The sequence below is a fragment of the Paenibacillus sp. LHD-38 genome, assembly GCF_031157315.1.
Taxonomy (GTDB): domain Bacteria; phylum Bacillota; class Bacilli; order Paenibacillales; family Paenibacillaceae; genus Pristimantibacillus.
Genome location: NZ_JAVIFU010000010.1, coordinates 17,834 through 31,138 on the forward strand (window position 1 = coordinate 17,834; position 13,305 = coordinate 31,138).

General features: G+C 50.3%; 13 protein-coding genes and 1 pseudogene. 7 read left to right on the forward strand and 7 right to left on the reverse strand.

Annotated elements, in window-relative coordinates; all coding sequences use genetic code 11:
• Positions 1 to 21: 21 nt before the first annotated feature.
• The 4 genes from allB to RCO25_RS10460 all read right to left on the reverse strand — a co-directional run bounded on the left by allB (position 22) and on the right by RCO25_RS10460 (position 4,593).
• A complete protein-coding gene (gene allB, locus RCO25_RS10445; protein WP_308996092.1) occupies positions 22 to 1,440 on the reverse strand; it encodes an allantoinase AllB in 1,419 nt (472 codons plus the stop codon).
• Between the two features lie 299 nt (positions 1,441 to 1,739).
• A complete protein-coding gene (locus tag RCO25_RS10450) occupies positions 1,740 to 2,825 on the reverse strand; it encodes an ABC transporter substrate-binding protein (protein WP_308996093.1) in 1,086 nt (361 codons plus the stop codon).
• A 104-nt stretch (positions 2,826 to 2,929) separates the two neighbouring features.
• Positions 2,930 to 3,832 (reverse strand): ABC transporter permease, encoded by a 903-nt coding sequence (locus tag RCO25_RS10455; RefSeq protein WP_308996094.1) that lies wholly within the window; start codon positions 3,830 to 3,832, stop codon positions 2,930 to 2,932.
• The gene (locus RCO25_RS10460; protein WP_308996095.1) at positions 3,832 to 4,593 is read right to left on the reverse strand and encodes an ABC transporter ATP-binding protein; all 762 of its coding nucleotides are present in this window, start codon (positions 4,591 to 4,593) and stop codon (positions 3,832 to 3,834) included. The genes RCO25_RS10455 and RCO25_RS10460 overlap by 1 nt, the downstream gene beginning before the upstream one ends.
• Positions 4,594 to 4,816: 223 nt before the next feature.
• Here RCO25_RS10460 and RCO25_RS10465 point away from each other — a divergent pair, with 223 nt between their 5' ends.
• Positions 4,817 to 6,487, forward strand: a complete 1,671-nt coding sequence (locus tag RCO25_RS10465) for a PucR family transcriptional regulator (protein ID WP_308996096.1) — start codon at positions 4,817 to 4,819, stop codon at positions 6,485 to 6,487.
• Between the two features lie 103 nt (positions 6,488 to 6,590).
• On the opposite strand, the gene RCO25_RS10470 is transcribed toward RCO25_RS10465, so the two are convergent.
• Positions 6,591 to 7,433 carry a YheC/YheD family protein gene (locus RCO25_RS10470; RefSeq protein WP_308996097.1) on the reverse strand — a complete coding sequence of 281 codons (843 nt, stop codon included), beginning with the start codon at positions 7,431 to 7,433 and terminating at the stop codon, positions 6,591 to 6,593.
• Positions 7,434 to 7,587: 154 nt separating this feature from the next.
• Between RCO25_RS10470 and RCO25_RS10475 the strand changes: the two genes are divergently transcribed.
• Genes RCO25_RS10475 through RCO25_RS10485 form a run of 3 tightly spaced genes read left to right on the forward strand, consistent with a single transcriptional unit; the run spans position 7,588 to position 10,808 of the window.
• Positions 7,588 to 8,832: a phenylacetate--CoA ligase family protein gene (locus RCO25_RS10475; protein WP_308996098.1), complete on the forward strand. Its 1,245-nt coding sequence runs from the start codon at positions 7,588 to 7,590 to the stop codon at positions 8,830 to 8,832.
• Positions 8,833 to 8,846: 14 nt separating this feature from the next.
• Positions 8,847 to 9,794, forward strand: coding sequence for a 2,3-diaminopropionate biosynthesis protein SbnA (gene sbnA, locus RCO25_RS10480; RefSeq protein WP_308996099.1), 948 nt, complete (start codon positions 8,847 to 8,849; stop codon positions 9,792 to 9,794).
• Positions 9,795 to 9,824: 30 nt separating this feature from the next.
• A complete protein-coding gene (locus tag RCO25_RS10485) occupies positions 9,825 to 10,808 on the forward strand; it encodes a 2,3-diaminopropionate biosynthesis protein SbnB (RefSeq protein ID WP_308996250.1) in 984 nt (327 codons plus the stop codon).
• A gap of 118 nt (positions 10,809 to 10,926) precedes the next feature.
• Here RCO25_RS10485 and RCO25_RS10490 read toward each other — a convergent pair whose 3' ends face one another.
• Positions 10,927 to 11,292, reverse strand: a complete 366-nt coding sequence (locus RCO25_RS10490; protein ID WP_308996100.1) for a hypothetical protein — start codon at positions 11,290 to 11,292, stop codon at positions 10,927 to 10,929.
• Between the two features lie 259 nt (positions 11,293 to 11,551).
• Here RCO25_RS10490 and RCO25_RS10495 point away from each other — a divergent pair, with 259 nt between their 5' ends.
• Positions 11,552 to 11,959, forward strand: a complete 408-nt coding sequence (locus tag RCO25_RS10495) for a DUF1761 domain-containing protein (RefSeq protein ID WP_308996101.1) — start codon at positions 11,552 to 11,554, stop codon at positions 11,957 to 11,959.
• 106 nt (positions 11,960 to 12,065) lie between these two features.
• Here the strand turns inward: RCO25_RS10495 and RCO25_RS10500 are convergent, their stop codons facing one another.
• A complete protein-coding gene (locus RCO25_RS10500; RefSeq protein WP_308996102.1) occupies positions 12,066 to 12,302 on the reverse strand; it encodes a DUF6953 family protein in 237 nt (78 codons plus the stop codon).
• A gap of 199 nt (positions 12,303 to 12,501) precedes the next feature.
• On the opposite strand from RCO25_RS10500, the gene RCO25_RS10505 reads away from it, so the two are divergent.
• Positions 12,502 to 12,951 carry a MarR family winged helix-turn-helix transcriptional regulator gene (locus RCO25_RS10505; RefSeq protein WP_308996103.1) on the forward strand — a complete coding sequence of 150 codons (450 nt, stop codon included), beginning with the start codon at positions 12,502 to 12,504 and terminating at the stop codon, positions 12,949 to 12,951.
• A gap of 66 nt (positions 12,952 to 13,017) precedes the next feature.
• Positions 13,018 to 13,200: pseudogene (locus RCO25_RS10510) on the forward strand (aldo/keto reductase); the annotation flags it as partial.
• Positions 13,201 to 13,305: the final 105 nt, after the last annotated feature.

Below are 13,305 nucleotides of genomic sequence, written 5' to 3' on the forward strand. Positions count from 1 at the left end.
CTCCTGTCTCGCCTGCAGAATCTACCTCACCCATCGGCCTCGCTTCACTTCAACTAAACCGTCAGCTTCTCCGTATACCTTATGTCCGCGCAAATAAGTTTCTTTTATCCGGCAATGCAGCTCTTCTCCAATATACGGACTGTGCTTATGCTTCTGATACAAATGCTCCTTCTCCAATATATAAGACTTGTTTAAATCAATCAGCACGAGATCGGCATCTGCGCCTATCCGTATCTCACCTTTAGAATCTTGAAGACCAAATCGCCTTGCAGGCCCGCCCGAGAGCAAGTCGCTGAGCAGCGTAAGCGGCAAGCCGCGCTTGACATGGCCTTCTCCAATAATGAGCTCTACCGAGCTTTGCGCACCGGCAATGCCGCCCCAAGCATCAAAGAAGTTGTCCGCTTCCTTCATGGAGGCGGGACACGGCGAATGATCCGACGAGATCATATCGACCGCACCCTCCGCAATGACTCCCCAAAGTTTCTCCCGCTCCGCATAATCCCGCAGCGGCGGCGAGCATTTGGCAACCGCTCCCTTGTCATCCAAATCCGCCGAAGTCAACATCAAATAGTGGGGACAAGTCTCCACCGTCACATTGATACCGCGTTCACGCGCCTGCAAAATAGAGCGAACGCCCGCCTCGCTGCTTATATGCACGAAATGAAGCGCACAGCCCGACTGCTCCGCATAAAAGAGAGCCCGGTTAATCGCTTCAAGCTCGGCTATAACGGGCCGCGAGGCCACATAATCAGCCGGTGTCAACCGTCCTGCCTGCCGCATGTCCCGGCCAAGCTTCGACACGATCGGCTCGCTCTCGGCGTGCAGGGCGAGCACCTTGTTTACGCCCGCAATGATTTTCATGCCTTCGAGCAGCGTGTAATCATCTACCTCGCGGAACGCATCCTCGCTCGGATCGCCCGGCGATGACATGAACGCCTTGAACCCAACGACTCCCGCCTCATGCAGCGGAATAAGCTCATGCAGCTTGCCGGGCACCAATCCGCCCCAAATGGCGTAATCCACATAAGACCTATCCTTTGCCGCGGCAAGCTTTTGCTCCATCGCGCTCACCGTAACGGTAGGCGGAATGCCATTCAACGGCATATCGACATAAGTCGTGCATCCGCCGGCTGCGAGCGCGGCGGAGCCTGTCTCAAAGCCTTCCCAATCACCTAAGCCAGGCTCGTTTAAGTGGACGTGGACATCAATCATGCCCGCCATGACCGTTAGCCCGGATGCATCCGCGATCTGAGCGGCATGTCCTGCGTCAAGCGCTTCGCCCAGCTGAACAATCCGCCCCGCTTTAATGCCGATATCAAGCACTCGGACCTCATTCTTCAATACCACGCTGCCGTTTTTTATGATTAAATCGAGCTTATCCATTCCCGCCATCTCACTCTCCGCCTTTCTCGGCGCAGGGGTTAACTCTGCGAACCCCACACCTAAATCCATCCTCTGTTGCAGTTTATGAGCAAATTCAGCCAAATAGTGAAGCAGTCTCTACTAAATTTTCAACCGCTGCGCAGCCCCTAACCGCCAAGCGCAAACGGCTGTCGCCGTCCTCTGGCGGCACAAGCTCGTTTCGCGGCGAAATATAGGCTTGGTATAAGTTTCAAACTTATATTTTCCTATATTTTAAACAAGCAGGCCGCGGACAACGAGGTCCGCGGCCCGATTAGCTACCATCGATTATGAGGGAGCAAGCCTGCTGTCGGCCTGCGTTTTGTTATCCTTTTTTTCTACTTCAGCTCAGTTACGACCAAGCTTGCGTCTACTTCCTTCAACAAGCTAAGATCATGGTAAGATGCCGCTGCCGGAATAGATTTGATGTTGCCAACCGACTTCAGATACTCACCGACAGCCGGGCCGTTGCTTCCGTTTACGTAAGTATCGCCAACCTCCATGGAATACACGTTGCGGGACATAATTTGCGTCAGCTCTTCTTCCGTCAAGTGAAGCTCGGGAGCCAGTGTCTTGATCGCTTCTTCACGGTTGTCATTAATGTAATCTGTTGCTTTCTTCAAAGCGCGGAGCACAGCCTTCAGCGTGTTCGGGTTTTTCGCCAGAAAATCATCGGATACTTGAATGGTCGTATGTACGCTCATCCAATTCACATCCCCCTGCTTGTCAGGCAGTTCACTCTTCGTTCCGCTGAAGAGGAACTGGCCGCCGCCTTGGATCGCCTTCGTAATGAACGGCTCCCAAGCAGCCAGCGCATCGATATCCCCTTTCTCCAAAGCGACTACCGCATCGCTTGGCGCAAGGTTCACGTATTTGATTTTGCTAGCGTCTACGCCAAGCTCTTTGGCCATGTTATTGATGGCAATGGTAACGTCAGCACCGCTCGGGATACCGATCGTTTTGCCCTCAAGATCCTTCGCGCTCTTCAGCTCCAGCTTACTTGAACCGACAACCGCCTGCGTACCGGCAATTTGAGCGAGCGGGGCAATGATTTTGACCGGAATATCCGTCGATTTCAAAATAATATCCATAAAGTTCGTTTGAATGCTTACAGGAGCGCTGCCGCCGGCTACCATCGGACCGATATCCGGGCCGCTTTCGATCAGCTGACTCGTTACGTTAAGCCCTTCTTCCTTGAAGTAACCAAGCTTATCTGCAATGATTTGCTGCGAGGAGATTTGAGCATCACGGACACCGACCAATGTCAGATCCACCGTCTCCAGCTCCGCGGAGGCTGGCGCATTCGATGCCGCTCCTTCGTTCACGGCTGCCGGCGCATTGTTATTGCCGCCGCAGGCAGCAAGCACAAAGGTTAACGACGTAAGTACGATTGCAGATTTGAACCAATTCCCGGATTTCTTCATAGGTATTCCCTCCACTTTTCTCTTTGTAGTTACAATTTGCCACGCCATTTCCCTTGTATCACTTGCAGGTTTCACTTGCTTCCCTCTAGTCCGGGTATACAGCGTCACTTCTCGATGGCATCTCGAAGCCCGCCTTTGCGCCAAACCATAACCCTTTTCTCTACAAGCTTCAGAAGGTAAGAGAACAAGCTATATTCCAAGCCGATCAAAATGATGGCAATGAACATGTTCGTGATTTTGAAATAGTTTCTGGCATCTACGATAATGTAGCCTAGACCCGATTTTGCACCCATCATCTCAGAGACGATAAGAGCGGAGAAGGATAGCCCAAGACTTACCTGCGCGCCGACGAGAAAATTCGGAATCGCCGAAGGCAGCATGACTCTTGTAAAGATTTGGCGTTCTGTCGCCCCCAGACTAAGCGCTGAACGAATCAGGGTGGAAGGCACGGACTTGAAGCCATCCAGCGTGTAAACGAGCACCGGGATAAAAGTCGTCCATGCAATGAGCAGCACCTTCGGAAACTCTCCGATGCCGAACCAGATAATGAACAAAGGCAGCAGCGCCAAGGTAGGGATAGGACCAACCAGATTGAGGATCGGCGAGAACCACCGCTCGACGGTTTTGAACTTGCTCATGATGACGCCGAGCCCTACTGCCACTGCGCTTCCGATCACAAAGCCTAATGCGATTCGGATCGTGCTTGAAAGGAGACTGTCTGTAATCATTCCTGTCTTCGCCAGCTCCCAGCCCTCCGACAGCAGCACGGTTGGAGCCGGAAGGAAGTTTGGGTTAAAAAACTTGGCGGTTTCATTCACTCTGGAGAACAACTCCCAAAACACAAAAAACAGAATGGAGGGGAGGATATTATATTTCTGGAAAAATCGGCTGAATGCAGAGGGACGCTTGCCCCTCTCCCGCTTGCTGATGACGGGCGCCCCCGACAAAGCCGATACGCCCGTCCCTGCATCCTTTACCGTAGATAATTTTGATTTTGCTCCGTTCATTACGATCCCACCTTTGCTTGCGCTAGCTCCACATGCTCTTCATCCATGAGAACCCGTTCAATCCGGCTCATCATCTCGCCAAATCCAGCGGAATGAGAAGAACGGGGATGCTTGATACCCACCTCGAAAATTTCCGCAATCTCGCCATGCTTCATCACAACGACCCGATCCGCGAGATAAACCGCTTCACTGATACTGTGCGTGACGAATAGGATGGTCGGCTTGAGCTGACTGCAAATCTTTTGAAGCTCGACGCGCATCGTTTCCCGCGTCAGGACATCCAGTGCGCCAAACGGCTCATCCATAAGCAAAATATCCGGTTTGCTCGCAAGTGCCCTTGCAATCCCTACACGCTGCTTCATCCCTCCCGACAGCTCTCCGGGATAATGAGAGGCATATTGCTCGAGGCCGACCAGCTTCAGAAACGCCATGGCTGTTTCCTTCGCCTGCGCTTTCGGCATCTTCTGCACTTCGGGACCAAAGGCAATATTGTCCTTTATGGTCATCCAGGGAAATAAAGCATGATCCTGAAATACCATCCCTCTTGATTTCGAGGGTCCTTTAATCTCTTCTCCATCTACCGTAATCGAACCGTCAGCCGGCAAAAGGTAACCTGCAATCATATTCAAGAGCGTCGATTTGCCGCATCCGCTATGGCCAAGTATGCAAATAAACTCATGTGAGTTAACCGTAAGATCTACATTTTTCAAAATCGTTCTTGATCCAAAGCTCTTTCCAACCTGATTCACTACCAACTTCATTTCCCCAACCCCAATCCATTTTGTTGTTAGCTTATATTACATGTATCGGTGATGTATAACTACATCATAATTCGTATCGCCCCCCTTGTCATTGTGCACAATAGCTAAAAATATCGCAGATTCATTGAATACTACACACAATCATACATTTACACCTCGCGGCATAAGTGATATATTGATGTCATAAAATCTAACATAAAATTCATTGGTGGTGCATGCGGTCATGCTTCTTAAAGAACTTATCTCTCTCCCTATCTATGCGAATGCGAAGGTGGTTGCCGGACATGACGGCATGACAAACAGCGTCCAATCGGTCAACATCATGGACGCTCCTGATATTATTAATTATTTAAAACCGCAAGAGCTGCTGCTTACGACAGGTTATGCGATGAAGGACCATCCCGAAGCGCTTCTGTCTCTCGTAACGAGTATGGCCAAGGTCGGCTGTGCCGGGCTTGCGATTAAGACAAAACGTTTTTTGCAAGAGGTTCCGGAGGATGTGCTGAAATGTGCGGAGAGGCTGCAATTCCCGATTATCGAGCTGTCGCTGGAGCAATCGCTCGGCGATATCTCCAACTACTCGCTCAGTCACATTTTGGAAAAGCGGACCGATGAGCTTCATTATGCGTTAACGACGCATAAGCAATTTTCGCAGATGATTATGCAGGGCAAGAGCACCGAGGATGTCATAGAAGCGCTCGCTCTCCTGATTGATTCGCCGGTCATGCTTATGAACGCGCAAGCGGGGCTGCTCTTCCGTTCGAATTCCATGACAGAGGAGCTGTATCACAAGCTCTCATCCGAGCTTCAAGCCGAGCTGGCATCACTCTCGCCGCACGGTTCCTTCACCATCCCGCTTTCCCTGCAGCAATCCAGCGGAACGTTCTATTCGACAGCTGAGCTCCATCCGATCGTAACCTTCCAGCTCGAAGGCTACTTAATCGCCCTGACGAGCGATATCAGCAAGCATTTCAGCAATCTGACGAAGCATGCCATGGAACAAGCCGCTAACGTCATTGGGCTTGAGCTTATGAAAAAGCAAGCGGTAAAAGAGCGGTCACGGCGGTACAAAAACGAGTTTTTTTCCGACTTCTTTGATGGATTGATCACTTCGGAGCAGGAACTTATGCACCGCAGCAAAAACTATGACCTGCTTGGCCATCCCGTCTATATTAGTGTTGTCGCCAAACGCGATACTTCCTTCGATTTGCTTCGCTCCTCCAGCACGCTCGAGTCGGACGGCCGCTTCATATCGGAGCGCGATCGCCATTACAACCTGTTGAAAAGCGAATTTTCGAAGCTGGATCTGCGTTTTGTGATGTTCACCAAAAACGAATATTTTTGCTTCCTTATCGCCCTGCATGCAAGCCAGCACGTGACGGAAGGCAAGGAAAGCAAGTTTATCGAGCAGCTGAAGCATATGGTCAGCACGTTAGGCGAGCTTCACGGCATTCCCATTTCTATCGGTGTCGGCAATCCGGTATCGCAGCTGCCCCATATCCCCTTGTCCTACAAAGAAGCAGTCGAAGCCTTGCAAACAGGCTATGATGCCCGCAAAAAGCAGTTCGTTCAGCCCTACCGCGCCAAAAACTTCAATAACCTGCTTCGTTTGATTCCGAAGGAGGAACTAAAGGAATATTACGAAGAAACCTTTAAGGATTTGCTGAGCATCGAAGGTAAAGAGCGCAGCGATTTGCTCAAAACGCTCAGCACCTTTTACAATACGCATTGCCAACTGGCGGAAACCGCGAAACAGCTGTTTGTCCACCGCAACACAGTAACTTATCGCCTTGAAAAATGCGAAAGGCTCACCGGCCGGGATCTGCGGGATCCTGTCGAGAGCCTCCGCTTCCGCACTGCATTCTCCATGGAATCGTTGTTCATGGCCGATTGAACCCACTGAAGCATCGCAGGTATTACCAAGTATGACTAACACTAAACCCTCGCTGTAAGCACACCTAGGTGTGCTTACAGCGAGGGTTTTTCAGCTGCACTCTCTACCCGATTCCTCGTTTTGCCTTTTTACAGTTTAGCCGGTAGGTCTTGCCGTATGCTTTGGCATAACGGACGATCTTTCGCAGCATCGATTGGTCATCGAGCAGCGTAAACGGACAGGGATCCGGCCGCGTATTCACCTCAAGGATCCAAGGCTTCAACTGCCTGTCAATCGCAAGATCAAGTCCCAGCTCCTTGATTCCCGGATAAACTTTTTGGAGCCGCTTTGCCGTATTGACTGCCAGCTTATTCATTTGCTCCAGCATTTGGGCCCGCTTCACCTTGCTCGTATAGGGCTTCAGCAAATAGTCGGTTGGATAAATGGTCCCGCCTTGGCTTCCGTTCGTCACGATTTTGCGAGGATGAGCCGCTCTGCCTAAAGTGCCGGTCGCTTCCCAAATACCGCGAGGCGATTGCTGTATAACGAGGCGAATGTCAAAAGGCCTGCCTTTGTGTTTAAGCAAATGAATGCCCTTTTGCACAAGATATTCCTTCCCCTTCGTGCTTTTCAGAATGGATAGGTAAGCCTCTTTGTAAGTACGAAAGGTTAACCGCGTCTCCCCAAGCTGGTACGAATAGCTGTGCGCCGCTCGGCCAGATCCCTTTCCCTCATTCAGCTCCACCTTCATAACGCCGTTCCCTAGTGATCCAAGCGTCGGTTTCACGTATACCATTTTCCACTTCAGCAGCATCTCCCGCAGGCCTTTTTCGGTCATCATCCGCGCCGGGGGCAGGTATTTTCTAACCTGCGGATCAACCTGCAGGACAACTGTCTTCGTCCACTTGCTCGCAACGGTGCTGTGTACTTTTTTCACAGGCGCCGCCTTGGCTTGCTTTTTATTCACAAAATTCCCCTCCCAGATACTCGCTCCTATTAGCATACGGTTCTTCCGCAAATTGGATGTAGGCATTTGTCGTCATAAGCCGAACCTGCACGAAATCGCGACATATGCTTTGGTAAGTAAATATACGAGGGATTTATCCATAGGAGGCTAACGAATGTCATCCTCATCCCCGCTGCAGCGGCAAATCATGCGTATATGCCAGCTTCACGCCTGGTACGGCGATTTGCTGGCGCAAAGCGAAATACAGCCGCATGCCTGCGAAATATCTGAGCTGCCGCTTATGACCTCTGCGCTGCTCGAAAAGCATTACTATGCGCAGCAAGCGCGTCAAGAAGCCGGATTGTCGGTATTCAAAACTTCCGGCACCTCGACAGGCGTCCGGAAAGCGATCTATTACTCCGAAGAAGATGACGAAAAGTATATCGCAGCAAAAGCGGAATCCTTCCGCGAATGGCTCGCGGCGACCGACAGCGCAGGTCCTAATTGCCGTCCTGCCGTTATCAAAAAAGCGTTAGCAGACATGGGAACCGGTCACGCCGCCAGCACTGCGCTCACCATATTCAAGCAGCTGGGCTGGCAAGCGGAATCACTGTCCTTCGAGCTGCCCATCGAACAGCATATCGCGAAGCTCGAAGCCTTTCGGCCGGAGCTGCTTTATACGATGCCTTCAATCTTGGATGCTATCGTCTCCGCTTCGGGAGAACCGCATCTGCTGGGCATACAAAAAATCATTCTCGTCGGCGAGATCGCGCCGCCTGAATGGCAAAGCAACATCGCGGCCCGCTTTGGCATCGAACCACAGGATATTTTGGACACCTACGGCTCTATTGAGATCGGCGCTATCGCCGCTTACTCGCATGAGCTCGGCCAATATGTCATCGACAGCGGCATTCACGCCGAGGCTTTGCCTGCCGAGTTGATTGACGAGCGGTTCGAGCCTCTTCAAGCCAATGAAGCCGTTCTCGTACTGACCTCCTACGTACGCACCTTATTCCCAGCCATACGATACGTGACTTACGATGTCGTACGCGATTTTCGAACCGTTACAATCAATGGCAAGGAGCGGCAATGCTTCAGCTGTATCGCAAAACGAATCGGCACGGATTTGAAGCATGGCGAGAAAATTAGCTTGTACGATATCGAAAGCGTCGTGCACCAATTTGTCCATGATGCCGAGCTTCGCGTAAAGCTCATTCAAAATAAGCTGTCCGTCCATATTCGAAGCAAATCTCTAAAAGACGAGATGCTTGTTCATATTCAGCATGCTATCGAGCATAAAATCGGTGATATTGGGCTCATGATTCAAAACCGAATTCTGGAAGGCATTTCAGTCACACGCGCAGCGGAGAACGAACAGCTCGAACGAGGGGCGGTAAAATCCAAAAAAATTTATTTTTAAGGGGTACTCATCCTATGGAAAAAAGCTTGTTGTCGATTATCGGGAACACACCGCTTGTGCAGCTCTCGAAGCTGTTCGCGAACGATCGCGGGATCACGGTTTTTGCCAAGCTCGAATTGCTTAATCCCGGAGGCAGCGCCAAAGACCGCTCCGCCGCGCGCATTATTCAAAAAGCTTTGGAAGACGGTCTAATCGGCCCCGGCTCCGTCATCATCGAGTCCAGCTCCGGGAATATGGCCATCAGCCTTGCCGCTATTTGCTCCTACCTCGGCATGAGGTTCATTAGCGTCATTGATCCAAAGACGACGCAGCAGAACATTCGGATCATGCGCACCTATGGTGCCGATATCGAGCTCGTGACTGAAACCGATCCCGCGACGGGAGAGTTTCTGCCAGCAAGATTAAATAGGGTGCAGCAGCTCATCGAACGCACTCCGAATAGCTTTTGGCCGAATCAATATGCAAATGAAAACAACTACATGTCCCACTATGAGGGAACCATGCATGAGGTGATCGAGGAGCTGGGCCACGTCGATTACATAGTCGGCGGAGTCAGCACCTGCGGCACGATGCTTGGATGCGCTAAATATGCACGCGACCACAAGTTGTCGACCAAGGTGGTCGCGGTTGATGCGGAGGGCAGCGTTATTTTTGGCGGAGCTAACAGCAAGCGACGGTTTCCCGGCCTCGGAACAGGGATTATCCCGCCTTTTGGGCAAACGAAATTTATGGACCTTGCCGTCAAGGTAGCTGATCGCGATATGGTTGCCGGCTGCAGACTGCTCGTTGCGAAAGAATCCCTACTCGCCGGCCCATCGTCCGGAGCGGTCATTCACGCTTTGAAATCAATAGAACATCAGCTGCCGGACGGCTCCGTATGCGTTGTTATTTTGCATGATCGCGGCGAACGGTACATGGATACCGTTTATTCCGATGAATGGGTAGATCAGCAATTTAAATAAAGTACATTAAGCTCAGAAAGGACAATGTCTGTGTTATATCTCGGCGATGAACATATTCGTGCGATTGGTCTGAACTGGAAAGAGCTTGTTGACAGCATGGAGGCGGCCGTAAGAATTATGGATTCGGGGGACTATACGCAGCCAATTAAACCTTACCTGCGGTACCATCATCCAGCTAACCGAATCATAGCCATGCCCGCTTACGTCGGCGGCAGCGTGCAAACCGCCGGCATCAAATGGATCGCCAGCTTCCCGGGCAATATCGATGCCGGCTTGCCGCGCGCGCACAGCATCACCCTGCTAAACGACGCCAAAACCGGCATTCCTTACGCGATGCTGAATACGACGCTGCCAAGCGCCGCCCGAACCGCAGCCGTCAGCGGCCTGCTCATCCGTCATTACTTGCAAGCGCAAAGCAATGAACGGAAAATGACGCTGGGCATTATCGGGTTTGGGCCTGTAGGCAGGCTTCACTATGAGATGTGCTGCCGATTATTCGGTGAACGTCTCGCAAACGTTTATCTTTACGATATAAGGGGCTGCGATCTGGAAAGCTCCGATCTCAGCAGCGCGGATGCCGAGCTTCGCAGCCGTACGCATCTCGCCGACAGCTGGCAGCATGTTTATAAGGAGTGCGACCTCGTTATTACCTGCACGGTGAGCAAAGAACGTTATATTGATTGCCCGCCATCAGCGGGCAGCCTTCTGCTTGACGTATCCTTACGGGATTTCAAATCAGAGGCTATAGGCGGTATCCAAGCGATTGTCGTCGATGATTGGGATGAGGTTTGCCGTGAAAATACCGATATCGAGCTGCTGCACCTTCAGCGCGGTTTAACCAAAGACCAAACCATGTCTTTGACTGATGTGGTATGCCGCAGTGCCTTGACGGCCATGCCAAGCGATGAACCCGTATTATTTTGCCCGATGGGGATGGCCGTATTCGACATGGCACTGGCTGAGCATTTCGTAAGACGCGCAAAAACGCTCCAAATCGGATTACAGCTCAGATGACGCCGCTCCTCCGCTCAAAAGTTAGCTAATACGACAAAAAGGATGATGCCGCTTAGAAGCAGGCATCATCCTTTTTGCGTTCATGCTATTATGAAGACTCGGTAAACCTGCTTAACGCTTAAGCGGATTGTCCCAGTCGGTTTTTAGGGAATGGATACACTCTCGAACGGTCTCCAGCCTTACCCGCAGCATCGCTTGCTTTCAGTGAGTTTGTCAGGTCCATGAACCATTCCTCATCCCATGTATCTAATGCCAAGTCGATTGAATTTTGAAAAACCTGGGCATCATCTAAAGTAATGTCGGAAACGTTTTTGAGCCAAGACGATCTTACGGCAACGATCTTACCAATGACTTCCTCATTATCCGATTTCACAACATTTACGGTCACGAACCCTTGCAAAATATCGACCGTTTCAACAAATCCATGAATTAGCTCGCCATCTTTCGTTTTACCTTGTACCCAGTCGCTTATGTTGAATTTCATCTTCCAACACCACCTATCTCGATTAGTAAGATCACCCGTTAACTGTAACGTTTTTTAATACATTTACGGTAAGCGTAAACGGCTTTCGCCGGCCTTACGTTTGATTCCGTATGACATCTTTGTTCTCGATTCCATACTGTAAGTTTAATAGTTACAGTTACATTTGTCAAGTTCTTCGCCAAAAATTAGACACTTCTCTTCGTAAGGCGGTTTTTCTGATAAAATGATGAAGTCCGATACATAGAGGGGGAAAAAAGAAATGGTCAATTTAGCCGAAATTAATTACTGGGGAGTTTTGATTGCGACAGTCACGACAATGGTGCTTGGTTTCTTATGGTATTCGCCTGTTTTACTTGGCAATGCGTGGATGAAACATCGGGGCCTATCCATGAACGAAATGTCAGGCGGCGGAGCAATGACTTATGTGTTAACGGCTTTAACAGCGCTCGGCGGCTCGTTTATCCTGGCATTAGTGCTGACACTGACAGACGAACCAACCATAGGGACGGGTCTTGTCGTCGGGCTGCTGATCGGGATTAGCGTAGCTCTGAAAATCGGGATGAATTACTTATTCGAGGGCCATAAGCTCGGCCTTTACCTGATTACGATAGGTTATCACCTGATCGCTTACGCGATTGCCGGTCTTATTATTGGATGTATGCAGTAATCGATTAGGCTATTCAATAGAACGAGGCGTTATTAGCCAAAGCTAAAGACAAGCAGCTTCAGCCTAATCAGCGACATAACGCCCTTCTATTTATTTTGAAGCAAAATTAGCTCCAGCCCCAAAAGAAGCCGTCTCTCTCCCAAGCAGCCTTTCCCTTATGAAGCTTGCGGAATACCTTCTTCACTTCTTTATCGATCGATTGATTGCCGTGTTCATTCACATAGATAAACGATTCGCCAAAATGGCTTCTAATATGCTCCACGGCAGCGCTTTGATGCAGAATGCCTTTTTCCTTCAATTCATTCAGCATCCAATCCGCAACCTCTTCAGCAGTATGGGACATTGCTCTCACTCCTCCACTCGAATAAACGCTGTAACTATAGCACATTTAGGCGTCTTTCTACAATATAAGACGAATTCCCCGCTCATTGACAGCCCGTTGTCCATTCCACTATATTATATTTATCACAATTTAATTTTGTTAAACTTAGCGATCAAGCCAGAAGCCTCAAAAATTCACCTTCCAAACGGAGGATAACAACATGGATAGCAACGACATTTTAAAGCTGGACAACCAACTCTGCTTCGCCTTTTACGCCTGCTCTCGTGAAATCACGAAGCTGTACCGGCCCATGCTGGAGAAAATAGACCTTACCTACACGCAGTATGTTACGATGCTCGCATTATGGGAGCAGGATCACGTAACGGTAACCGCGCTCGGCAATAAGCTGTATCTCGATTCAGGCACGTTAACGCCCCTGCTCAAGAAGCTTGAAGCGGCCGGTCATCTTACGCGCACACGGGATCGCAATGACGAACGAAGCGTGCTGGTCGAGCTGACGGAGCAAGGCAGAGCCCTGAAGGAGCAAGCTCTCGATTTCCCTTATCAGCTGGCCTGCAAGCTTGACGGCACACCGGAAGATGGGGCTGCCCTGCTTACGCTCATGCATCAGTTTCTTCATAAGATGCAGCAAAGCACGGCCAAGGAGTAACAAGCAAATTCATAAAGTTGAACAAATGAACAGCCGTCATCACCTACCCGGGAGGAATTAGACAATGCTACCGCGACGCAAGTCGCGCTTAATCGGCTCATTCATGCTCATGGCGAGACGGTTTTTGCTATCCCGGGAGCTTCGAAAATCCATCATGCCGAGCAAAACGTGAAGGCAATGCGTTTTCAGCTGACAGCGGATGAGCTAAGCGAGATCAACGAGGTTTCACGCTTTGCCGCGTCACGCTAAGCTCAACTGAACAAATGGTATAACCAATGGAAATGTCTTATTGCGTCGTCCGTCCGCTTCTCGATTCAAAGCCGTGAGGAAAGGGTATATGAGAATGTAACCTCA

Excerpts from the sequence above, each read along its gene's own strand:
- RCO25_RS10450 (WP_308996093.1), bottom strand. The coding sequence starts at position 2,825 with ATGAAGAAATCCGGGAATTGGTTCAAATCTGCAATCGTACTTACGTCG.
- RCO25_RS10455 (WP_308996094.1), bottom strand. The coding sequence starts at position 3,832 with ATGAACGGAGCAAAATCAAAATTATCTACGGTAAAGGATGCAGGGACG.
- RCO25_RS10460 (WP_308996095.1), bottom strand. The coding sequence starts at position 4,593 with ATGAAGTTGGTAGTGAATCAGGTTGGAAAGAGCTTTGGATCAAGAACG.
- RCO25_RS10465 (WP_308996096.1), top strand. The coding sequence starts at position 4,817 with ATGCTTCTTAAAGAACTTATCTCTCTCCCTATCTATGCGAATGCGAAG.
- RCO25_RS10475 (WP_308996098.1), top strand. The coding sequence starts at position 7,588 with ATGTCATCCTCATCCCCGCTGCAGCGGCAAATCATGCGTATATGCCAG.
- sbnA (WP_308996099.1), top strand. The coding sequence starts at position 8,847 with ATGGAAAAAAGCTTGTTGTCGATTATCGGGAACACACCGCTTGTGCAG.
- RCO25_RS10490 (WP_308996100.1), bottom strand. The coding sequence starts at position 11,292 with ATGAAATTCAACATAAGCGACTGGGTACAAGGTAAAACGAAAGATGGC.
- RCO25_RS10495 (WP_308996101.1), top strand. The coding sequence starts at position 11,552 with ATGGTCAATTTAGCCGAAATTAATTACTGGGGAGTTTTGATTGCGACA.
- RCO25_RS10500 (WP_308996102.1), bottom strand. The coding sequence starts at position 12,302 with ATGTCCCATACTGCTGAAGAGGTTGCGGATTGGATGCTGAATGAATTG.
- RCO25_RS10505 (WP_308996103.1), top strand. The coding sequence starts at position 12,502 with ATGGATAGCAACGACATTTTAAAGCTGGACAACCAACTCTGCTTCGCC.